This window comes from Micromonospora trifolii (genome assembly GCF_050516465.1).
Taxonomy (GTDB): Bacteria; Actinomycetota; Actinomycetes; order Mycobacteriales; family Micromonosporaceae; genus Micromonospora; species Micromonospora trifolii.
In genome coordinates this window covers 4,843,249-4,863,628 of record NZ_CP191526.1, presented here as the reverse complement: position 1 = coordinate 4,863,628, position 20,380 = coordinate 4,843,249, and the positions used below count along the sequence as shown (strand labels likewise).

Genomic DNA, 20,380 nt, shown 5'->3' with positions numbered 1-20,380 from the left:
GTGGCGGCCCAGGTACGCGTTCTTCGTCAACGGATCCGCTCGGCGAAGTCGATGAAGAAGATCACCAAGGCGATGGAGCTCGTGGCGACGAGCCGGATCGCCAAGGCCCAGGCCCGGGTGCAGGCGTCCCTGCCGTACGCCCAGGCCATCACCGGTGTGCTCACGGCGCTGGCGTCCAACGCGCGGATCGACCACCCGCTGCTCACCCCGCGCGAGCGGGTGCGGCGGGCGGGCGTCCTGTTGGTCACCAGTGACCGTGGCCTGGCCGGCGGCTACAGCTCCAACGCGATCAGGATGGCGGAGTCGCTGATCGCGCGGCTCAAGGCGGACGGCAAGGAGCCGGTGCTCTACGTCATCGGGCGTAAGGGCGTCGGGTTCTACCGGTTCCGCAACCGGCCGATCGAGGCGAACTGGACCGGCTTCAGCGAGCAGCCGTCGTTCGAGGACGCCCGTACCGTTGGTGAGACGCTGATCAAGGCGTTCACCGCCGGTGCGGACGACATCGACGGCGGCGGCGGAGCGGACGGGGTGCTCGGCGTCGACGAGTTGCACATCGTCTACACCGAGTTCCACTCGCTCATGACGCAGAGCCCGGTCACCAAGGTCATCGGTCCGATGCAGGTGGAGGACCGGCCGCGCTCCGAGGGGTTGCTGCCGGCGTACGAGTTCGAGCCGGAGGCGGAGGCGCTGCTCGACGCGCTCCTGCCGAGGTACATCAACACGCGGATCTACGCGGCGTTGATCGAGTCGGCGGCGAGTGAGTCGGCGGCACGGCGGCGGGCGATGAAGAGCGCCACCGACAACGCCGAAGAGATGATCGAGAAGTACACGCGCGAGATGAACTCGGCTCGCCAGGCCGGGATCACCCAGGAGATCAGCGAGATCGTCGGCGGCGCCAACGCGCTGGCCGCGTCGGGAAGTGAAGTGTGATGACTGCACCAGTAGAGACCAAGACGGCCACGGGTCGCGTGGTCCGGGTCATCGGCCCGGTCGTCGACGCCGAGTTCCCGCGCGACGCCATGCCGGCCCTGTTCAACGCCTTGAACGTGAAGGTGAACCTGTCCGGCGGTGAGAAGACGCTGACCCTGGAGGTCGCCCAGCACCTGGGTGACAACCTGGTCCGTGCCATCTCGATGCAGCCGACCGACGGCCTGGTCCGTGGCGCCGAGGTGCGCGACCGCGGCGAGCCGATCACGGTGCCGGTGGGCGACGCGGTCAAGGGCAAGGTGTTCAACGCGATCGGCGAGGTGCTCAACCTCAAAGAGGGCGAGACGTTCGAGGCCGACGACCGGTGGGGCATCCACCGCAAGGCCCCGGCCTTCGCGGACCTGGAGCCGAAGACGGAGATGCTGGAGACCGGCATCAAGGTCATCGACCTGCTCGCCCCGTACGTCAAGGGCGGCAAGATCGGCCTGTTCGGCGGCGCGGGCGTGGGCAAGACGGTGCTCATCCAGGAGATGATCACCCGGGTTGCCCGCAACTTCGGTGGTACCTCGGTCTTCGCCGGCGTGGGTGAGCGCACCCGTGAGGGCAACGACCTCATCGCCGAGATGACCGAGTCCGGCGTCATCGACAAGACCGCGCTGGTCTACGGCCAGATGGACGAGCCGCCGGGCACCCGGCTGCGGGTGGCGCTCTCCGCGCTGACCATGGCCGAGTACTTCCGGGACGTGAAGAAGCAGGAGGTGCTGCTCTTCATCGACAACATCTTCCGCTTCACGCAGGCCGGTTCGGAGGTGTCCACCCTGCTCGGCCGGATGCCGAGCGCCGTGGGTTACCAGCCGACCCTGGCCGACGAGATGGGCGAGCTCCAGGAGCGGATCACCTCCGTCCGGGGCCAGGCCATCACCTCCATGCAGGCGATCTACGTGCCGGCGGACGACTACACCGACCCCGCCCCGGCCACCACGTTCGCCCACCTGGACGCGACCACCAACCTGGAGCGGTCGATCTCCGACAAGGGCATCTACCCGGCCGTGGACCCGCTGGCGTCCTCGTCCCGGATCCTCGCCCCGGAGTTCGTCGGCAACGAGCACTTCCAGGTTGCCACCGAGGTGAAGCGGATCCTGCAGCGCTACCGCGACCTGCAGGACATCATCGCCATCCTCGGTATCGAGGAGCTCTCCGAGGAAGACAAGATCACAGTGGCTCGCGCCCGGCGGATCGAGCGCTTCCTCTCGCAGAACACCTACGCGGCGGAGCAGTTCACCGGCGTGCCGGGCTCGACGGTCCCGATCAAGGAGACCATCGAGGCGTTCCGCAAGATCAGCGAGGGTGAGTACGATCACTTCCCCGAGCAGGCGTTCTTCATGTGCGGCGGTCTCGAGGACCTGGAGCGCAAGGCTGAGGAGCTGATGAAGGGCTGACCAGCCCCCATCCGATCCGTAGCAAAAAGACTGCCCCGGCAATGCCGGGGCAGTCTTTTGTTCATGTTCGCGTCTTACCATCGTCGCGGTCCGTTACTCGTGGTCGTCACTCCGGAGGCTCCCGAGCTACGGTTCGTTCCGCGCGCTCACCTGAACGAGCGTTGATCCTTGCAACCTTTCGACGACGTGCGCCCGTCTTCCTCGTCGTGGGCGTAACGAACGGAGATGCTCGTGGGTAAGGCCGGCAAGAGTGGCCGCAAGCCGTCCATCTGGCGAGGTGTGCCGCGGTGGGCCAGGATCTGCACGGTGTTCGGCACCGTGCTGACCGTGCTCAGCGGCGCCGTGCTGGTCGGCACCGAGGTCCTCATGGCCCGCTACGAGGGCGCTGTCGGCAAGGCCGACCTGTTCGGCGACCAGGCGGCGGGGGCCCAGGCGAAGAAGAGCGAGATCAAGGGTCCGCTCAACATCCTTCTCGTCGGCATCGACCCGCGTACGCCGACGGCCGCACCACTGGCCGACTCGATCATGGTGCTGCACGTGCCGGCCTCGATGGACCGGGCCTATTTGTTCTCCCTGCCACGTGACCTCTACGTGAAGATCCCGGCGTTCAAGAAGGCCGACTTCCCGGGCGAGACCACGAAGATCAACGCCGCGATGTCGTTCGGCAGCAAGGTGCCGGGGGCCAACCCCGACGCGGCCCGGGGCTTCGAGCTGCTGGCCACCACCGTGCAGAACGTGACCGGCATCAAGCGCTTCGACGCTGGCGCGATCATCAACTTCACCGGCTTTCAGAAGATCGTCGACGCCATGGGCGGTGTCGACATGTACATCGAGCGCGACGTGAAGTCCGAGCACAAGCAGCCGGACGGCAAGCCGCGGCCGGGCAACACCCGTGGTGAGGGCTATGTCGGCCCGCAGGCGCTCTACAAGAAGGGCAACCGGCACCTGAGTGGGTGGCAGGCGCTGGACTACGTCCGGCAGCGCTACCCGAAGAACGGCGTTCTGGATTCCGACTACGGCCGGCAGCGCCACCAGCAGCAGTTCGTCAAGGCCATGGTCGGCCAGGCGTTCAGCGCCGACGTGGTGTCCAACCCGATAAAGCTGGACAAGGTGCTCCGGGCCGCCGGTCAGTCGTTGATCTTCAATGGTCGAGGCAACAGCGTGGTCGACTTCGGGCTCGCCCTGAAGGACATCCGCCCGAACACCATCGAGATGATCAAGCTGCCCGGTGGTGGGGTGTTCGAGGGTAAGAAGTACCTGGGCGAGCAGTTCCAGGACGGGGTCCCGGACTTCTTCACCGCCCTGCACAACGAGCAACTCGACCCGTTCCTGCTGGAGCACCCGGAATTCGTCAACAAGGCCAAGTAGTCAGGTCGGCGTTGTCCCCACCCGCGTTGGGCGCGCCGCGTCGTCAGGCTAGACTTTCGGCAATCCGTAGCCGCAGCAAGGAGACAGCGTGGCACAGCAGCTTCACGTCGAGCTCGTCGCCGTCGAGGAGAAGGTCTGGTCCGGTGACGCCGAGATGGTCGTCGCCCGGACGACCGAAGGCGAGCTCGGTGTCCTGCCGGGGCACGCGCCGCTACTCGGCCAGCTCGCCGAGCCCGGCCAGGTCCGCATCAAGCTCGCCGGCGGTGAGCAGGTCTCCTACGAGGTGTCCGGTGGCTTCCTCTCGGTGAGCGCCGACGGTGTCACCGTGCTGGCCGAGAGCGCAACCCCGGTCTCCGCGCAGAGCCGCTGAGCCACACCGGGGATGGAGATCGTCGAAGGATTCGGAATCGGCGTTGTCGTCATCCTCGGCGCGCTTCTGATCCTCTTCGTCCGGCGAGCTCTGGTCACCCGCAGCGGTGGCATCATCCGGCTCAGCGTCCGGGTCTCCACCATGCTCGACGGCCGCGGCTGGTCGCCCGGCTTCGGCCGGTTCGCCGGTGACGAGCTGCGCTGGTACCGGATGTTCAGCTTCGCGATCCGGCCCAAGCGGGTGCTCTCCCGCAAGGGGCTGGCCGTGGAGCGCCGCCGGTTGCCCGAAGGTCAGGAACGGTTCTCCATGCCGGCCGACTGGGTGATCCTCCGCTGTACCAGTCACCACGCACCGGTGGAGATCGCCATGGCGCGATCGACCGTTACCGGTTTTCTCTCCTGGCTCGAGGCCGCCCCTCCGGGGGCGGTCTCGCCGCGTATGGCCTCCCAGGACTGGCCGGCTGCCTGATCTGCTCTTCTGTGGTCGCTCTTCTGGGCTCCCCCGGAAACCCGTCGCTGCCGCCCTGCGTCGGTCTGGCGCGGTTTTTCATCACCTGCCGTTACCGACGCGGCTGAGTCCCGCCTCCTCAGCGAGCCGGCCTGCGTGGCGAGCGCGTTAGGCGGGTTGATCGACTCGGTTTCTTGATGTCGGGGTGTCCTGGTGGCTGGGATGGCCCGACATCAAGGAACCGGAGTTGATCAGGCGCTGGTCGGGCCTGGCTCGCCGAGGAGTCAGTGAGTCAGCCTGGGCTACGCGTGGTGGCGGGCAGAGTGGGAACCCATACCTCGACGTGGTGCGGAGCGCCGACGTTCAGCGCTCGCCGCCCGGCACCCATAGCACGTCTCCTGCCGGATTTGCCGTTCTTGACAGGATAAAGAGCAGATCGGAGAGCCGGTTGAGATACTTTGCCGGGAGCGTGCTGGTTCGTTCCGGATCGTGGCCGACCAGCGCCCACGCTGCCCGTTCGGCACGCCGGGCGACGGTCCGCGCCACGTGCAGCAGCGCCGCACCTGCGGTGCCGCCGGGGAGGATGAAGGAGTCGAGCTTGCTCAGGCGTGCGTTGTACTCGTCGCACCAGCCTTCCAGGCGCTCGACGTACTCCTCGGTCACCCGCAGCGGCGGGTACTTCGGCTCCGGCTCGACCGGGGTGGACAGGTCGGCGCCAACGTCGAACAGGTCGTTCTGCACCGACCCCAGCACGCCGCGAAGCTCCTCGTCGAGGTTTCCCAGCGCGAGCGCGACGCCGATCGCCGCGTTGCACTCGTCGACATCCGCGTACGCGGCGATCCGTGGATCGGTCTTCGGCACCTGCTCGTTGTTGCTCAGCCTGGTCATGCCGGCGTCGCCGGCCTTGGTGTAGATGCGCGTGAGGTGGACGGCCATGACGCACAGCCTACGGATTCCCGACCTGACGATCCCGGCCCGGCCGGACAGCACCGCCGGTTGGCCGGTGGTGGTGGGCCCCGGCGACGCCGGCGATCCGGCGGTCAACGATGTCGACGTCATCCGGGTCCGCGGTGACGCCCGACTGGCCGGCACCGTGCACGTGGTCGGTGCCAAGAACTCGGCGTTGAAGCTGATGGCCGCCGCGCTGCTCGCGCCGGGCCGCAGTGTGATCACCAACGTCCCCCGGATCACCGACATCGCGATCATGGGGGAGGTGCTGCGCCGGCTCGGCTGCGACGTCCAGTTCGAGGCGGACGATCCGGTCGACCCGATGGTCGCCCGTGGCGGCGTGGCCCGGTCCCGGTCGGTGACGATCGACGTACCCGAGCAGCCGGGCGCGGAGGCCGACTACGACCTGGTCCGACGGTTGCGCGCGTCGATCTGCGTGCTCGGCCCGTTGCTGGCCCGTCGGGGGTACGTGCGGGTGGCCCATCCCGGCGGCGACGCGATCGGGTCGCGGGGGTTGGACATGCACATCTCCGGGCTGACCCGGATGGGCGCGGAGATTTCCGGTGAGCACGGGTTCGTCATCGCCTCCGCCCCGCACGGGCTGCGTGGCGCGGACATCGTGCTGGATTTCCCCAGCGTCGGCGCGACCGAGAACCTGGTGATGGCGGCGGTGCTGGCCCAGGGCACCACGATGATCGACAACGCGGCCCGGGAGCCGGAGATCGTCGACATCTGCACGATGCTCAACCAGATGGGCGCGCGCATCGTCGGCGCGGGCACGTCGATGTTGCGGATCACCGGTGTGCCCGGTCTGCGTCCGGTGCGCCACGCCACTGTGGGGGACCGGATCGTCGCCGGCACCTGGGCGTTCGGCGCGGCGATGACCCGGGGCGACGTGACGGTGACCGGGCTGGACCCGGCCTTCCTGGAGGTCGCCCTGGACAAGGTGGTTGCCGCCGGCGGGCTGGTGGAGACCCGGGGGGACGGCTTCCGCGTACGGATGGACGAGCGGCCCCGGGCGGTGGACGTGGTGACGCTGCCGTACCCCGGCTTCGCCACCGACCTGCTGCCGATGGCGATCGGGCTGGCGGCCGTCAGCGACGGCGCCTCCCTGATCACCGAGAACATCTTCGACGGCCGGTTCATGTTCGCCAACGAGATGATGCGGCTCGGCGCGGACATCAAGACCGACGGGCACCACGCGGTGGTCCGGGGCCGGGGTCGGCTCTCGGGTGCCCCGGTGCAGGCCACCGACATCCGGGCCGGAGCAGGGTTGATCATCGCCGGGCTCTGCGCGGAGGGGGTCACCGAGGTCTCCCACGTGCACCACGTCGACCGGGGCTACCCGGACTTCGTGGCCGACCTGCGTGCGCTCGGGGTGGCGGTCGAGCGGGGCACCACGCCGGAGGAGCCGGCACTGGAGATCTGAGGTCCCCCACGACCCAGCCCCGACCGCCACTTAGCCATCGTTCAGGCTCGCCGACTAGGGTGCAGGCAGGCACTCAATCGCAGCGAGGGAGAAGCAGATGGCGGGTCGACTCGCGGTCGTCGGGGCCGGGCTGATGGGCTCCGGCATCGCCCAGGTGGCGGCGCAGGCGGGCTGGCAGGTGACGCTGCGCGACCTGGACGACGCGGCCACCACCCGGGGTCTCGGCGGCATTCGGAAGTCACTGGAGAAGTTCGCCGAGAAGGGCAAGATCGAGGCGTCCGAGGTCGAGGCGACGCTGGCTCGGATCACCCCGACCACCGACCTGGAGGCGGCGGCGGACGCGGACATCGTGGTCGAGGCGGTCTTCGAGCGGCTGGAGATCAAGCATGAGGTGTTCCGCGCCCTGGACAAGATCTGCAAGTCGGACGCGGTGCTCGCCACCAACACCTCGGCCATCCCGGTCACTCAGATCGCCGCGGTGACCGAGCGGCCCGAGGCGGTCGTCGGCACCCACTTCTTCTCCCCGGTGCCGATGATGCAGCTCTGCGAGCTGGTGCGCGGTTACAAGACCAGCGACGCCACGCTGGACACCGCGCGGGCCTTCGCCGAGGAGATCGGCAAGACGGTCGTCGTGGTCAACCGGGACATCGCCGGCTTCGTCACCACCCGACTGATCTCCGCCCTGGTGATGGAGGCGGTCAAGCTGGTCGAGTCCGGAGTGGTGTCCGCGGAGGACCTGGACACCGCCTGCCGGCTGGGCTTCGGGCACGCGATGGGCCCGCTGGCCACCACCGACCTGACCGGTGTGGACGTGCTGCTGCACGCCTCGAAGAACATCTACACCGACACCGCCGACGAGAAGTTCTTCCCGCCGGAGCTGCTCCAGCGGATGGTCACCGCCGGCGACCTGGGCCGCAAGACCGGCAAGGGCTTCTACACCTACTGAGACCGGCAGCCGCGGGGGCCCGGTTCGCGGGCCCTCGCGGTCAACTCAGTTCGGGCCGGGTGGCGCGGTCAGCGCCGCCGCGACGAAGTCGAGGGCGCCGGGTATGACCGAGCCCCAGTATCGGAAGTCGTGCCGGCCGTCGGCGTACTCGGATCGGGCGGCCGGCTCGGGAAGGGCCCGCTCCAGCGCCTGCACGTCGGCGAGGAAGTCGTCCTGGCGACCGCACCAGAGGCCCAGCGGAGTGCCGCGCAACCGGTCGACACCGGCGAAGACGGCATCACCGGGCGCGACGGCGGGGGAGAAGGCCGCCACCGCCCGCAGCAGCCCCGGCCAGGTGGCGGCGAGCAACAGCGAGCCGAAGCCCCCCATGGACCAGCCCCAGGCCGCCAGCCGGGTGGCGTCGAAGCCCCGCTCGGCGCACCAGGCCGGCAACTCCTCACGCACCATCCGCTGCGGGTCGTCCCGGCCGGCGGGGCGCCAGGAGAGGCGGTCGCCGGTCGCTCCGGCGAGCACGAACGGCGGCGCGCCCCGACGCACCGCGTCGGTCAGGAAGCGCCCCAGGCCGAGCCCGGGGAAGTCCCGTGCGGTGGTGGACGCGCCGTGCAGCACCAGGCAGACCGGCAACCCCTGACCGTCGCCGTGCCCGTCCGGGACGGCGGTGTAGAAGTCGACTGAGCGGCCACGTGCGGCGGACGGGCGGCTGACCAGTCGCTCGTCGCCGGCCGGCGCGTCCGGGGGGACGGGTCGCGTCGGTGACGGGCGGATCAGGTCGCGGGCCGTCCAGCCGACCCCGACCGCCAGCGCCGTTGCCCCTGCCCCCGCGAGCAGGAGCCCGCGCCGGGTCGGTCGAACGGCCATGGTCAGAGTCTGGCAGCCCCGGGGCGGATCGGGGGCCCCGGAGAGGGGTCAGCCGTCGCGCTTGGTGGTCCAGCGGAAGGTGGTCAGGCAGAGCACCACACCGATCACGCACCACAGGACCAGCACCACCGCCACCCGGCCCAGCTCGAACGAGCCGCCCGGCTCCTGGGCGCCGAAGCTCTCCGGCAGGAACACCGACCGCAGCCCCTGGCACATCCACTTGAGCGGGAACAGCGCCGCCACCTGCTGCATCCAATTGGGCAGGTCGGTGAAGACGAAGAACACCCCGGAGATGAACTGGAGCACCAGGGCCACCGGGGTGACCACCGCCGAGCCGCTGCGGGCGGTGCGGGCCAGCGACGAGATCGCGATGCCGCACAGGGTGCACGCGGTGACCCCGAGCACGGCGACCCAGCCAAAGGTGAACCACTTCGCGGCGGTGCCCGGCAGGTCGAGGTCGAACAGCGCCACGGCGACGGCCAGGAGCAGGACCGTCTCGGCGATGCCGATCGCCACCACCATGATCACTTTGCCGGCGAACCAGACCCACTTCGGCATCGGTGTGCCCCGGTAGCGCTTGAGCACGCCCCGGTCCCGTTCGATCGGGATCCAGATGCCGAGGTTCTGGAAGCTCACCGTCATCAGGCCGGTCGCGATCATGCCGGTGATGAAGTACTGGGTGAACTTGACCCCGCCGCCGATCGTGCCGTCGAAGATCGACGCGAAGATCAGGATCATGATGATGGGGAAGCCCATCGTGAAGACCACCGACTCCCGGCTGCGCAGGAACTGGGTGATCTCCAGTCGGCCCTGGCGCAGGGCGAGCGTGCCGGCACTCGGCCGTCGGCCGCGGGTCGCGGTGACCGGCGTCGCCGGCTTCGTCGTGGTCGTCATCGCGCGTGTCCGATCATGGTGAGGTAGACGTCCTCCAGGGTCGGCCGGGTCACGGTGAGCCCGGGGACCTCGCCGCCGTAGCGCGCGGCGAGGTCGGCCACGAAGGCCGTCGGCGTCGCGGTTTGCGCAAGCTCCAGCGTCCCTTCCGGGGTACGCCAGGAGACCGTCGCGAGGGCCTCCTGTCGATTGCCCAGCCGGTTGGGAGCGGCGACCTCGACCAGCCGGCCGCCGGCGATCACGCCGACCCGGTCGGCGAGGGCCTCGGCCTCGTCCAGGTAGTGGGTGGTGAGCACGATTGTGGTGCCGGCCGCGGCGAGGTCGCGGATCAGCTCCCAGAACTCGCGGCGGGCCTCCGGGTCGAAACCGGTGGTCGGCTCGTCGAGGAAGAGCAACTCAGGACGGCCGATGATGCCCAGGGCCACGTCCAGGCGGCGCTTCTGCCCACCGGAGAGGGTGTGCGTCCGGGCCTTCGCCTTGTCGGCCAGCCCGACCCGGTCGATCACCTTGTCCGGGTCGTCCGCGTCGGGGTAGAAGCCGGAGAAGTGCCGGATCACCTCGGCGACGGTCAGCTCGTCGAACTCGCCGGTGCCCTGAAGCACGATGCCGACCCGGGTACGCCAGTCGGCATCCGGTTGGGCCGGGTCGACGCCGAGGACGGTGACCTCGCCGGCGTCCCGGCGGCGGTAACCCTCCAGGATCTCCACCGTGGTGGTCTTGCCGGCGCCGTTCGGGCCGAGCAACGCGAACACCTCGCCGCGGTGGACGTCCAGATCCACGCCCGCCACCGCCACGTTGTCGCCGTATGCCTTGCGCAGCCCTCGGACGGAGATGGCCAGCTCGTCATCCATGCCGTCCAGTGTGCGTCCTGGCCTGGGCCGGGTGGTGCCCGGGGTGTGGCGGTCCGCGCCACTGCGGGCGCTTGCCACCCGGACGTCCCCGACATGGACCTGTGTGGTTTTCCACAGCTCCTTTTACTGAACGGTAACTTAGACTCCGGCCATGGATGAGACGGCATTCCCGGGGCGACTGCCCGAGCGGGACCGCCCGTGGGTGATGCGCACCTACGCCGGCCACTCGTCGGCCGCGGCGACCAACGCCCTCTTCCGCCGCAACCTGGCGAAGGGGCAGACCGGCCTGTCGGTCGCCTTCGACCTGCCCACCCAGACCGGGTACGACCCGGACCACGAACTCGCCGCCGGCGAGGTCGGACGGGTCGGCGTGCCGGTGGCCCACCTCGGCGACATGCGGGCGCTCTTCGACGGTCTCCCGCTCGCCGACACGAACACCTCGATGACCATCAACGCCCCGGCGATGTGGCTGCTGGCCCTGTACGGCACCGTCGGGCTGGAGCAGGGCGCCGACCTGGCCCGTTGCGCCGGCACCACCCAGAACGACATCATCAAGGAGTACCTGTCCCGGGGCACCTACATCTTTCCGCCGGCGGCGTCGCTGCGGCTCACCGCCGACGTGGTGGCGTACACGCTGCGCGAGATGCCCCGGTGGAACCCGGTCAACATCTGCTCGTACCACCTCCAGGAGGCCGGCGCCACGCCCGTGCAGGAGGTCGGCTTCGCGCTGGCCACCGCGGTCGCCGTGCTCGACGCGGTCCGTGACTCCGGTCAGGTGCCGGCCGAGCGGATGGGCGACGTGGTCCAGCGGATCTCGTTCTTCGTCAACGCCGGGGTGCGCTTCGTCGAGGAGATCGCCAAGATGCGTGCGTTCGGCGTGCTCTGGGACGAGATCACCCGGGACCGGTACGGGGTCACCGACGCCAGACAACGGCGGTTCCGCTACGGCGTGCAGGTCAACTCGCTCGGCCTGACCGAGGCGCAGCCGGAGAACAACATCCAGCGCATCGTGCTGGAGATGCTCGGCGTGACGATGTCCCGCGACGCCCGGGCCCGCGCGGTCCAACTGCCCGCCTGGAACGAGGCGCTCGGCCTGCCCCGACCGTGGGACCAGCAGTGGTCGCTGCGGATGCAGCAGGTCCTGGCGTACGAGTCGGATCTGCTCGAATATCCCGACCTCTTCGCCGGCTCGCACGTGATGACCGCGCTGGTCGACGAGGTCGTCACCGGGGCGCGGGTCGAGCTGGACAAGGTGCTGGAGCTGGGCGGCGTCGTCGCCGCCGTGGAGACCGGCTATCTCAAGAGCGCGCTGGTCGCGTCGCTGGCCGAGCGCCGTCGCCGGATGGAGTCCGGTGCCGACGTGGTGGTCGGGGTCAACCGATACACCGAGACCGAATCCTCCCCGTTGACCGCCGCCGGCGCGGGCGCCGTCGAGCAGGTCGATCCCGCGGTCGAGGCGGCCGGCGTGGACGGCGTACGCCGGTGGCGGGCCGACCGGGACGCGACCGTGGTCGACGCGGCGCTGGCCCGGCTCCGCGCGGACGCCGCGACCACCACCAACCTGATGCCGGCCACCCTGGAGTGCGTGCGGGCCGGGGTGACCACCGGCGAGTGGGCCGGCGCGCTGCGCCAGGTCTTCGGCGAGTACCGGGCGCCGACCGGCCTGGCCGGCGCCACCGGCGGCGGTGGGGAGCCGGGCCTCGTGGCGGTTCGCGAGCGGGTAGCCGCCACCGCGCGGGAACTGGGCAGCGGCCGGCTGCGGCTGCTGGTCGGCAAACCCGGCCTGGACGGGCACTCCAACGGCGCGGAGCAGATCGCGGTACGCGCCCGCGACGCCGGCTTCGAGGTCGTCTACCAGGGCATCCGGTTGACCGCGGGGCAGATCGTCGCCGCCGCCGTGGAGGAGGACGTCGACCTGGTCGGGCTCTCCGTGCTCTCCGGATCCCACCTGGCCGCCGTGCCCGCGGTGCTCGACGGGCTGCGCGCCGCCGGCCGGGCGGACCTGCCGGTGGTGGTCGGCGGCATCATCCCGGCCAGTGACGCGGACACCCTCCGAGCGGCCGGGGTAGCCCGGGTCTTCACCCCGAAGGACTTCGCCCTCACCGGCATCATCGACGACCTGGTGACGGTCATCCGTCGCGCCAACGACCTGCCCTGACCGAACGCCGTCCCGGCAGGTCGTCGGCCGACGTGGGTCAGCGGCCGGCGTAGGTCATGCAGTCGGCCATGTCGTTGTCCGGGCCGACCCTGATCGACGCCGCGTGGCACTCCAACTGCTCGTTGTGCCGGCAGTCGGCGCGCTGGCAGGCGCCCACCTGCGCGATCAGGTTCTCCACGCCGCCCCGGACGGGCGACTCGACGAAGGTGTGGCAGTGGGCGTGATCCATGCTGCCGATGGTGATCGCGAAGGCGTGGCAGTCACCCGACTGGTTGTACGCGCACGCGGCGACCACACATTCCTGGACTCGGGGCATCTCCAACGCTGCGGTCATGCCGACCTCCTCTAGGCTCTTGCCCCGATCCTAGGCTTTTGTCAGCCCCCGAAACCCCGGTATGGCGAGCCCGCCCGCCCCTCAGACGCGGAAGCCGGCGGCGCGGGCGGCCTCTCGTTCACGGCGTCGTTCGGAACGACGGCGGACGAACCAGAAGGTGAAGAACGCCAGGCCAACCAGGAAGACGAGCACCAGCACCGGCAGGATGATCGCCACCAGGGAGACCACCACGCTGGTGGCGTCCTCGGCGGTGCTGGCGACCGGGGCGCCGATCCCGGCGGTGGTCGCGTTGATCACCGGGCGAGCAGCGGACTTGAGCAGGTGCACGCCCAACGCCAGCAGTACGCCGGTGACGACCGGCACCCACTGGTGGGACGAGAAGAAGCTCCCCGGGTCGCTGACCGTCACCGTCTCCGACGAGGAGCCGGCGCCGAAGGCCAGGCCACCGGCGGTGGGTCGGACCACGGTCTGCACCACGTCGTTGATGTGGTCGACCACGGGCACCTTGTCCGCCACCATCTCCACGGCGAGCAGCACGGCCATGATGGCGATGACCCAGCCGTTGCCGAGCCAGGTCCAGCCGCTGGGCAGGTCGATCAGGTCGGTGTAACGGCCGAGCAGGCCGAGGATGAGCAGGGGTATGTAGGCGTTGAGCCCCGCCGAGGCGGCGAGACCGGTGCCGGTGAGGACTTCGAACACGGTCTCAGCATCGCATCGACGCGCCAGTGCCGCTCGCTGGCGACCGGTGGGTGCTCGGCTACCCTCGTCGGGTGCGGTTGGTCATTGCGAAGTGCTCGGTGGACTATGTCGGACGGCTCTCGGCTCACCTGCCGCTGGCCACCCGGTTGCTGATGGTGAAGGCGGACGGGTCGGTGTCTATTCACGCCGACGACCGGGCGTACAAGCCGTTGAACTGGATGAGCCCGCCGTGTCGGTTGGAGGAGGCCCCCGGTGTGTGGCGGGTCGTCAACAAGGCTGGCGAAGAGCTGCGGATCACCCTGGAGGAGATCTTCCAGGACACCTCGTACGAGTTGGGTGTGGATCCGGGCCTGCGCAAGGACGGGGTGGAGGCGCACCTCCAGGAGTTGCTGGCCGCCAACCCCGGTGCCCTGGGCGAGGGGTTCACGCTGGTCCGGCGCGAGTACATGACTGCCATCGGCCCGGTCGACCTGCTGTGCCGGGATGCCAACTCGGGCTCGGTCGCCGTCGAGGTCAAGCGGCGTGGCGACATCGACGGCGTGGAGCAGTTGACCCGCTATCTCGAGCTGATGAACCGTGACCCGCTGCTCAGCCCGGTCGTCGGAGTCTTCGCCGCTCAGGAGATCAAGCCGCAGGCCCGGGTGCTCGCCACCGACCGGGGCATCCGGTGTGTGGTCGTGGACTACGACAAGCTGCGTGGCATCGTGAAGGACGAGCTGACCCTCTTCTGATCGGCGCCCTACCCGGTGCGCACCGCGATGAGTGACTTCGGCAGGCCGAACACCCGCTCCACCAGCATGGTCGAGTCGGGGAAGTAGTGGCGCATCTGCGAGCGGTCCAACAACTCGGTCCAGAGCACCTGGTGGATGGCGGCGTCGTGGCTGCGGGTCGGCTTGTGCCCCAACGGCCAGCGTCGGGCGAGCGCGGTGCGCAGTCGTACCGGCAGGAACTGCATGCCCGGCGCGATCCAGTGTGGCTCGATGGGGAAGTAGCGGTAGGGCGTCTGCACCCAGTGCCGGTCGGCCAGTGAGCGGGCGGCGGCGGCGAGGCGAATCCGGCGTTCGTGCCCGCCCACATGCTCCAGCACCGAGTTCGAGAAGACCAGGTCGTAGCTGCCCTTGGCGAGGTGCGGGGGCAGGTCGCAGGCGTCGGCCTGCTCGACGTGGGCCCATTCCGGGACGACGGCGGGCGGCTGCTCCAGGTTGACGACGGTCACCCGGGCCGGTCGGACGGTGGCGCGGTGCCAGGTGCCGAGCCGGCCACCGAGGTCGACCACGTGCATGTCGCCGATGTCGGGGAAGGTGCGTGCCAGCCAGTCCGAGCGGTGCCGACGCCGCCGGGCGCCCCACGACTGCTCACTGTCGACAAGGCAGTAGCGCAATCGATTGGGCCCCAATTTAACGCAATGTACCGCCGTGGCGACGCTGTATAAACATGTGGATACGCCGATCCTTCTTGATGATCGGTTATCCGACACTCACCTTCCGTACATGACCTTGATGGCCTTGACGAGTCGGGCCACGTCGGCGGGGGTGCGCTCGAAGGTCATCGACGGCAGCAGTGACCGGGCACGACGTCGGGTGATCGCCTTGGATCGACCGAACTCACGCAGGCCGTCCTCCCCGTGGATCCGCCCGAAGCCGGAGTCGCCGACACCGCCGAACGGCAGAGTGGACATGCCGGCGAAGGTCAGCGTGGAGTTGATCGAGGCCATCCCTGAGCGCAGCCGCCGGGCGATGGCCACCGCGCGCCGCCGACCGAAGACCGAACCCCCGAGGCCGTACGAAAGGGCGTTGGCCCGGGCGACGGCCTCGTCGGCGTCGCGAACCCGGCTGATGGTCAGCGTGGGGCCGAAGGTCTCCTCGCGGACGGCGTCCGACTCCTCCGGGACATCCACCAGCACGGTGGGGTGGACGTACGGCGGCTGCACGGCGCTCGGGCCGCCGAGCACGGCGCGCCCGCCGGACGTGATCGCGGCGTCGATGTGCCGGCGGATCACGTCGATCTGCTTGGGCATGGTGATCGGGCCGATGTCGGTGCCCTCCGGCCCGACCGTCAGTTGACCGGCGCGGGCCACCACCTTGTCGACGAAGGCGTCGAAGACGGCGTCGACCGCGTACACCCGCTCGATGCCGATGCAGGTCTGGCCGGCGTTGGTCATGCCGCCCCAGACGCACGCCTCGGCGGCCGCGTCCAGGTTGGCGTCGCTGTCCACGATCATGGCGTCCTTGCCGCCGCCCTCGATGAGCACCGGGGTCAGCGTCTCGGCGCAGGCACCCATCACCTTGCGGGCGGTGGCGGTGGAGCCGGTGAAGGCCAGCTTGTTGACGCCGGAGCGGCACAGCGCCGCGCCCACGTCGCCCAGCCCGTGCACGGCGGTGAACACCGGCTGCTCGGGCACCACCTCGGCGAAGCTGTCCACCAGCCACTGGCCGACGACGGGCGTGTACTCGCTCGGCTTGAGCACCACGGCGTTGCCGGCGGCGAGGGCGTACGCGGCGGAGCCGATCGGCGTGAAGACCGGATAGTTCCACGGCCCGATCACGCCGACCACCCCGTACGGCTGGTATTCGAGGTGCCCGGAGAACTCGGCGAGGATGAGCCGGGACCGCACCCGGCGTGGACCGAGCACGCGGCCGGCGTTGCGGGCGGCCCAGTCGATGTGCTCGATCGCGGTGACGATCTCGACGATCGCGTCCGCGATCGGCTTGCCGCCCTCGACGTGCACCAACTCGGCCAACTGCTCGATGCGCTTGGCGAGCAGGGCACGCCAGCGCAGCATCCGCTGGCGGCGGCCGGTGAAGCCGAGACCGGCCCACCACTCGCCGGCGGCGCGGGCGCGGTCGACGGCCTGCCGCACGTCGGCGTCGGTGGCGACCGGGAGACGACCGGCCTCAGCGCCGGTCGCCGGGCTGGTGGAGACCAACTGGCCCGCGTCGATGACCGGGACGCCCGGGATATGCACTGCCGTCATGGCGGAAGTCTAGACCCGAGGATTACTCACCGGTAGGGTCCCCGATTCGGGGCCGGGGGACCGGCGTCGCACCAACCCGGCCGATCGTTGATCAGTGCAGGTCAGGGCGTTGGTGGCGGATGCGGCCCGCCCGAATCGTCGAACGGCAGGTGTCCAGGAGGTGACGAGAGGCTGACCGGCCGGTCGGTATTGACGACTACCGTCTGATGGCAAGCTGACGCGCGGAGTGACGGTGTGGGGTGGAGGGCTGACTGTCCATGGAGGAACATCCGGAACTGATGCCGCTGTTGACGGTCGCGGGTGGACCGATGCGCGGAGCGAGCTTTCGCATGCGAGCCGAAATACAGGTGATCGGCCGAGCGCCGACCGGTCAGGTGGTCATCAACGACCCACACCTGAGCCGTCGCCACGCCGAGGTGTGGCTGGCACCGGAGGGCCCGTCCCTGCGGGACCTGGGCTCCACAAACGGCACCTGGCTCAACGACCGGCGGATCACCGAGGTGGAACGACTCTCCGACGGCGACGTGATCCGGTTGGGCCGTACCGAGCTGCGCCTGTTCGACCCCGGGGTGGCGCTCACCGACCCGGTGGGGCTCAGCTTCGGCCCGTCCCGGCGCGACGTCCGACCGACGCTGCCGCTGCCGCTGGCCGCACCACCGGGCTCCCGACGCTGATCTCCTGGCGGCCGGCCACACCGGGCAGCTCCGTTGGATGGCGGTCCGACACCTGGACCGGCGGGGACACCCGTGGCAGCATGCCGCGGATGGAGACCGAGCAGCGGACCGTGACGGCGAACGGCATCACCCAGGCGGTACGGGTGGCCGGCCCGCCGGACGGCACTCCGGTGCTGCTGATCCACGGCAACTGCTCGTCCGCGCTGTTCTGGGAGCCGCTGGTCCGCCGTCTGCCACCGACGCTGCGGGTGGTCGCCCCCGACCTGCGGGGGTACGGCGACACCGCGACCGCCCCGGTGGACGCCACCCGGGGTCTGCGGGACTTCGCCGACGACGTGGCCGCCCTGCTGGACGACCCGACGCTCTTCGGCGCCGACGCGCGCCCGGTGGTGGTCGGGCACTCCCTCGGCGGCGGGGTGGCGATGAGCCTGCTGGTCCACCACCCGCACCGGGTGGGGGCGTTGCTGCTCGCCGCGCCGGTCTCCCCGTACGGCTTCGGCGGCACCCGTGACCTGACCGGCACGCCGACCACCCCCGACTTCGCCGGCACCGGCGCCGGCACGGCGAACCCGGACTTCGTCGCCCGCCTCGCAGCCGGCGACCGGAGCACGGACGCCCCGGCCAGCCCACGAGCCGTGCTGCGAGCCACCTATGTGGCCGATCCCGCCTCGCTGGGCACGGACGAGGAACTGCTGCTGGACACAGTGCTCTCCACAGCGACCGGGGACGACAACTACCCGGGCACGGCGGTTCCGTCGGAGAACTGGCCGGGCACCGCGCCGGGGGAGCGCGGGGTGCTCAACGCGCTCGCGCCGACCTGGTTCCGGCTCGCCGACGAGCTGGTGGCCGTCGCCGAGAAACCCCCGGTCACCTGGGTACGCGGAGACGTCGACGTCATCGTCTCGGACACCTCGCTCTTCGACCTGGCGTACCTGGGTTCGCTGGATCTCGTGCCCGGCTGGCCCGGCGCGGACGCCTGCCCACCGCAGCCGATGGTCGGCCAGACCCGGGCGGTGCTCGACCGGTACGCGGCGGCCGGCGGCGCGTACCACGAGGTCGTGCTGCCCGGCTGCGGGCACAGCCCGCACCTGGAGCGCCCGGCGGAGTTCGTCGCGGAGTTGCTGGCTTTGACCAGCCTGTCGGCCGCATAGCGGCGCTGCTGCGCCGTGGTGAAATATGCCACGGCGTCTCGACAACTCACCGTCACGTGGCAGACTCGCGCGCATAACCTTAGCGGCCGTTCAGTGGTCGTGCGGAGTCTCTGGGGAGGCCGGTCGTGGCGCGCGAGTTCAGCACCGTTGGCGTGGTGGGGCTGGGCACCATGGGTGCCGGCATCGTCGAGGTCTTCGCCCGCAACGGCATCGACGTGGTGGCCGTGGAGATCTCCGCGCCGGCGCTGGAGCGCGGCCGGGCCACCCTGAAGGGCTCCACCGACCGGGCGGTCGCCAAGGGCAAGCTCGCCGAGGCGGACCGCGACGCCCTGCACGAGCGGGTGCACTTCGCGGTCGGGCTGGACGCGCTGCACTCCGTCGACCTGGTCATCGAGGCGGTGCCCGAGCACCTGGACCTCAAGCAGCGGATCTTCGCGGAACTGGACCGGATCTGCCGACCGGAGACGATCCTCGCCACCAACACCTCGTCGTTGAGCGTCACCGAGATCTCGGTCGCCACCAGCCGACCCAACCAGGTGATCGGCATCCACTTCTTCAACCCGGCCCCGGTGATGAAGCTGGTCGAGGTGGTCCGCACTGTCGTCACCGCACCCGAGGTGGTCGCCGACGTGGAGGCGCTCTGCGCCCGGCTCGGCAAGGTCGACGTCACCATCAACGACCGGGCCGGCTTCATCGCCAACGCGCTGCTCTTCGGCTACCTCAACCACGCGGTCGGCATGTTCGAGTCGCACTACGCGACCCGGGAGGACATCGACGCCGCCATGAAGCTCGGCTGCGGCCTGCCGATGGGCCCGCTGGCGTTGATGGACCTGATCGGCCTGGACACCGCGTACGAGATCCTGGACACCATGTACCGGCGCGGCGGGCGGGACCGCCGACACGCCCCGGTGCCGCTGCTCAAGCAGATGGTGACGGCGGGACTGCTCGGCCGGAAGTCGGGCCGGGGCTTCTACACCTACGAGCGGCCCGGCTCCCCGGTGGTCGTACCGGACGAGGCGACGCCGCTGGCCACGGATGGCGCGCTCGCCGACGGCGCGCGCGCCATCGCGAAGGTGGGCGTGGTCGGCTCCGGAACGATGGCCACCGGGATCATCGAGGTCTTCGCGAAGGCCGGCTACGAGGTCGTCTCGGTGACCCGCGGCATGGAGAAGTCCGCGAAGGTCTGCGAGGCGGTGAAGACCTCGCTGAACAAGGGCGTGGTGCGCGGCAAGCTCGCCGAGGCCGACCGGGACGCCGCCCTGGGCCGGATCAGCTGGTCCGCCACGCTCGACCATCTCGCCGACGTCGACCTGGTGGTCGAGGCGGTCGTCGAGGAACTGAGCGTCAAGAAGGCCCTCTTCGCCAGCCTCGACGAGATCTGCAAGCCGGGCGTGGTGCTGGCCACCACCACCTCGTCGCTGCCGGTGATCGACGTGGCAATGGCCACCCAGCGCCCGGCCGACGTGGTGGGGCTGCACTTCTTCAACCCGGCGCCGGTCATGCCGCTGGTCGAGGTCGTCCGCACCATCCGCACCTCCCCGGAGGCCACCGCCACCGCCCGCGCCGTCTGCGCCGCGCTCGGCAAGACCGGTGTGGTCTGCGGCGACCGGTCCGGCTTCATCGTCAACGCGCTGCTCTTCCCGTACCTGAACGACGCGGTGAAGATGCTGGAGGCCAGCTACTCGACGGCCGACGACATCGACCACGCCATGAAGCTGGGCTGCGGCTACCCGATGGGCCCGTTCGAACTGCTCGACGTGGTCGGGCTGGACGTCTCCCTGGCCATCCAGCGCGAGCTGTACCTGGAACTGCGCGAGCCGGGCTTCGCCCCCGCGCCGCTGCTGGAGCACCTGGTCACCGCCGGCTACCTGGGCCGCAAGACCCGTCGCGGCTTCCGCGACCACTCGCACCGCTGA

At 70.1% G+C, this 20,380-nt stretch carries 20 protein-coding genes; 12 read left to right on the top strand and 8 right to left on the bottom strand.

Annotation, left to right across the window (positions count from 1 at the left end):
• The 5 genes from ACQRWP_RS22550 to ACQRWP_RS22530 all read left to right on the top strand — a co-directional run bounded on the left by ACQRWP_RS22550 (position 1) and on the right by ACQRWP_RS22530 (position 4,572).
• Complete coding sequence (locus ACQRWP_RS22550) at positions 1-930, top strand: F0F1 ATP synthase subunit gamma (protein ID WP_430497520.1); 930 nt, start codon at positions 1-3, stop codon at positions 928-930.
• Positions 930-2,366 carry a F0F1 ATP synthase subunit beta gene (atpD, locus tag ACQRWP_RS22545; protein ID WP_238677311.1) on the top strand — a complete coding sequence of 479 codons (1,437 nt, stop codon included), beginning with the start codon at positions 930-932 and terminating at the stop codon, positions 2,364-2,366. Before ACQRWP_RS22550 ends, atpD begins: the two co-directional genes overlap by 1 nt.
• Positions 2,367-2,591: 225 nt before the next feature.
• Positions 2,592-3,734: an LCP family protein gene (locus ACQRWP_RS22540; RefSeq protein ID WP_430497519.1), complete on the top strand. Its 1,143-nt coding sequence runs from the start codon at positions 2,592-2,594 to the stop codon at positions 3,732-3,734.
• Between the two features lie 88 nt (positions 3,735-3,822).
• A complete protein-coding gene (locus ACQRWP_RS22535) occupies positions 3,823-4,104 on the top strand; it encodes a F0F1 ATP synthase subunit epsilon (protein WP_363614755.1) in 282 nt (93 codons plus the stop codon).
• A gap of 12 nt (positions 4,105-4,116) precedes the next feature.
• Complete coding sequence (locus ACQRWP_RS22530) at positions 4,117-4,572, top strand: DUF2550 domain-containing protein (protein ID WP_124857610.1); 456 nt, start codon at positions 4,117-4,119, stop codon at positions 4,570-4,572.
• A 342-nt stretch (positions 4,573-4,914) separates the two neighbouring features.
• Here ACQRWP_RS22530 and ACQRWP_RS22525 read toward each other — a convergent pair whose 3' ends face one another.
• Positions 4,915-5,487 (bottom strand): cob(I)yrinic acid a,c-diamide adenosyltransferase, encoded by a 573-nt coding sequence (locus tag ACQRWP_RS22525; RefSeq protein WP_430497517.1) that lies wholly within the window; start codon positions 5,485-5,487, stop codon positions 4,915-4,917.
• On the opposite strand from ACQRWP_RS22525, the gene murA reads away from it, so the two are divergent.
• Together murA and ACQRWP_RS22515 are read left to right on the top strand one after the other, a co-directional pair.
• Positions 5,486-6,928: a UDP-N-acetylglucosamine 1-carboxyvinyltransferase gene (gene murA / locus ACQRWP_RS22520; RefSeq protein WP_430497515.1), complete on the top strand. Its 1,443-nt coding sequence runs from the start codon at positions 5,486-5,488 to the stop codon at positions 6,926-6,928. The two genes, ACQRWP_RS22525 and murA, sit on opposite strands and share 2 nt — an antisense overlap.
• Positions 6,929-7,025: 97 nt before the next feature.
• Entirely contained in the window at positions 7,026-7,874 is an 849-nt protein-coding gene (locus ACQRWP_RS22515; RefSeq protein WP_110561611.1) for a 3-hydroxyacyl-CoA dehydrogenase family protein, read from the top strand.
• Between the two features lie 45 nt (positions 7,875-7,919).
• On the opposite strand, the gene ACQRWP_RS22510 is transcribed toward ACQRWP_RS22515, so the two are convergent.
• From ACQRWP_RS22510 to ACQRWP_RS22500, 3 genes are read right to left on the bottom strand one after another with little or no spacing between them, the layout of a single operon-like run.
• Positions 7,920-8,732, bottom strand: coding sequence for an alpha/beta hydrolase (locus tag ACQRWP_RS22510; protein WP_430497512.1), 813 nt, complete (start codon positions 8,730-8,732; stop codon positions 7,920-7,922).
• 48 nt (positions 8,733-8,780) lie between these two features.
• On the bottom strand, positions 8,781-9,626 hold the full coding sequence (locus ACQRWP_RS22505; RefSeq protein ID WP_430497510.1) for an ABC transporter permease: 846 nt from the start codon (positions 9,624-9,626) through the stop codon (positions 8,781-8,783).
• Complete coding sequence (locus ACQRWP_RS22500; protein WP_430497509.1) at positions 9,623-10,474, bottom strand: ABC transporter ATP-binding protein; 852 nt, start codon at positions 10,472-10,474, stop codon at positions 9,623-9,625. The genes ACQRWP_RS22505 and ACQRWP_RS22500 overlap by 4 nt, the downstream gene beginning before the upstream one ends.
• A gap of 151 nt (positions 10,475-10,625) precedes the next feature.
• Between ACQRWP_RS22500 and ACQRWP_RS22495 the strand changes: the two genes are divergently transcribed.
• Entirely contained in the window at positions 10,626-12,632 is a 2,007-nt protein-coding gene (locus ACQRWP_RS22495) for a protein meaA (RefSeq protein WP_430497507.1), read from the top strand.
• Between the two features lie 37 nt (positions 12,633-12,669).
• Here the strand turns inward: ACQRWP_RS22495 and ACQRWP_RS22490 are convergent, their stop codons facing one another.
• Positions 12,670-12,966, bottom strand: coding sequence for a DUF1540 domain-containing protein (locus ACQRWP_RS22490; RefSeq protein WP_328652364.1), 297 nt, complete (start codon positions 12,964-12,966; stop codon positions 12,670-12,672).
• 81 nt (positions 12,967-13,047) lie between these two features.
• The gene (locus ACQRWP_RS22485) at positions 13,048-13,665 is read right to left on the bottom strand and encodes a DUF4126 domain-containing protein (RefSeq protein WP_430497505.1); all 618 of its coding nucleotides are present in this window, start codon (positions 13,663-13,665) and stop codon (positions 13,048-13,050) included.
• A 71-nt stretch (positions 13,666-13,736) separates the two neighbouring features.
• On the opposite strand from ACQRWP_RS22485, the gene nucS reads away from it, so the two are divergent.
• The gene (nucS, locus tag ACQRWP_RS22480; RefSeq protein WP_112584054.1) at positions 13,737-14,396 is read left to right on the top strand and encodes an endonuclease NucS; all 660 of its coding nucleotides are present in this window, start codon (positions 13,737-13,739) and stop codon (positions 14,394-14,396) included.
• Positions 14,397-14,404: 8 nt separating this feature from the next.
• Here the strand turns inward: nucS and ACQRWP_RS22475 are convergent, their stop codons facing one another.
• Together ACQRWP_RS22475 and ACQRWP_RS22470 are read right to left on the bottom strand one after the other, a co-directional pair.
• Positions 14,405-15,061, bottom strand: coding sequence for a methyltransferase domain-containing protein (locus ACQRWP_RS22475; RefSeq protein WP_430497503.1), 657 nt, complete (start codon positions 15,059-15,061; stop codon positions 14,405-14,407).
• Positions 15,062-15,142: 81 nt separating this feature from the next.
• A complete protein-coding gene (locus ACQRWP_RS22470; protein ID WP_430497501.1) occupies positions 15,143-16,639 on the bottom strand; it encodes an aldehyde dehydrogenase family protein in 1,497 nt (498 codons plus the stop codon).
• Between the two features lie 257 nt (positions 16,640-16,896).
• On the opposite strand from ACQRWP_RS22470, the gene ACQRWP_RS22465 reads away from it, so the two are divergent.
• The 3 genes from ACQRWP_RS22465 to ACQRWP_RS22455 all read left to right on the top strand — a co-directional run bounded on the left by ACQRWP_RS22465 (position 16,897) and on the right by ACQRWP_RS22455 (position 20,380).
• Positions 16,897-17,313 carry an FHA domain-containing protein gene (locus ACQRWP_RS22465; RefSeq protein WP_091405846.1) on the top strand — a complete coding sequence of 139 codons (417 nt, stop codon included), beginning with the start codon at positions 16,897-16,899 and terminating at the stop codon, positions 17,311-17,313.
• Positions 17,314-17,393: 80 nt separating this feature from the next.
• Complete coding sequence (locus tag ACQRWP_RS22460) at positions 17,394-18,464, top strand: alpha/beta fold hydrolase (RefSeq protein WP_430497500.1); 1,071 nt, start codon at positions 17,394-17,396, stop codon at positions 18,462-18,464.
• A gap of 125 nt (positions 18,465-18,589) precedes the next feature.
• Positions 18,590-20,380, top strand: a complete 1,791-nt coding sequence (locus ACQRWP_RS22455) for a 3-hydroxyacyl-CoA dehydrogenase family protein (protein ID WP_430497498.1) — start codon at positions 18,590-18,592, stop codon at positions 20,378-20,380.

Bases quoted from the DNA above. Each gene is read 5' to 3' on its own strand.
- atpD (WP_238677311.1), top strand. From the start codon at position 930: ATGACTGCACCAGTAGAGACCAAGACGGCCACGGGTCGCGTGGTCCGG.
- ACQRWP_RS22540 (WP_430497519.1), top strand. From the start codon at position 2,592: ATGCTCGTGGGTAAGGCCGGCAAGAGTGGCCGCAAGCCGTCCATCTGG.
- ACQRWP_RS22530 (WP_124857610.1), top strand. From the start codon at position 4,117: ATGGAGATCGTCGAAGGATTCGGAATCGGCGTTGTCGTCATCCTCGGC.
- murA (WP_430497515.1), top strand. From the start codon at position 5,486: ATGACGCACAGCCTACGGATTCCCGACCTGACGATCCCGGCCCGGCCG.
- ACQRWP_RS22525 (WP_430497517.1), bottom strand. From the start codon at position 5,487: ATGGCCGTCCACCTCACGCGCATCTACACCAAGGCCGGCGACGCCGGC.
- ACQRWP_RS22515 (WP_110561611.1), top strand. From the start codon at position 7,026: ATGGCGGGTCGACTCGCGGTCGTCGGGGCCGGGCTGATGGGCTCCGGC.
- ACQRWP_RS22510 (WP_430497512.1), bottom strand. From the start codon at position 8,732: ATGGCCGTTCGACCGACCCGGCGCGGGCTCCTGCTCGCGGGGGCAGGG.
- ACQRWP_RS22505 (WP_430497510.1), bottom strand. From the start codon at position 9,626: ATGACGACCACGACGAAGCCGGCGACGCCGGTCACCGCGACCCGCGGC.
- ACQRWP_RS22500 (WP_430497509.1), bottom strand. From the start codon at position 10,474: ATGGATGACGAGCTGGCCATCTCCGTCCGAGGGCTGCGCAAGGCATAC.
- ACQRWP_RS22495 (WP_430497507.1), top strand. From the start codon at position 10,626: ATGGATGAGACGGCATTCCCGGGGCGACTGCCCGAGCGGGACCGCCCG.
- ACQRWP_RS22490 (WP_328652364.1), bottom strand. From the start codon at position 12,966: ATGACCGCAGCGTTGGAGATGCCCCGAGTCCAGGAATGTGTGGTCGCC.
- ACQRWP_RS22470 (WP_430497501.1), bottom strand. From the start codon at position 16,639: ATGACGGCAGTGCATATCCCGGGCGTCCCGGTCATCGACGCGGGCCAG.
- ACQRWP_RS22465 (WP_091405846.1), top strand. From the start codon at position 16,897: ATGGAGGAACATCCGGAACTGATGCCGCTGTTGACGGTCGCGGGTGGA.
- ACQRWP_RS22460 (WP_430497500.1), top strand. From the start codon at position 17,394: ATGCCGCGGATGGAGACCGAGCAGCGGACCGTGACGGCGAACGGCATC.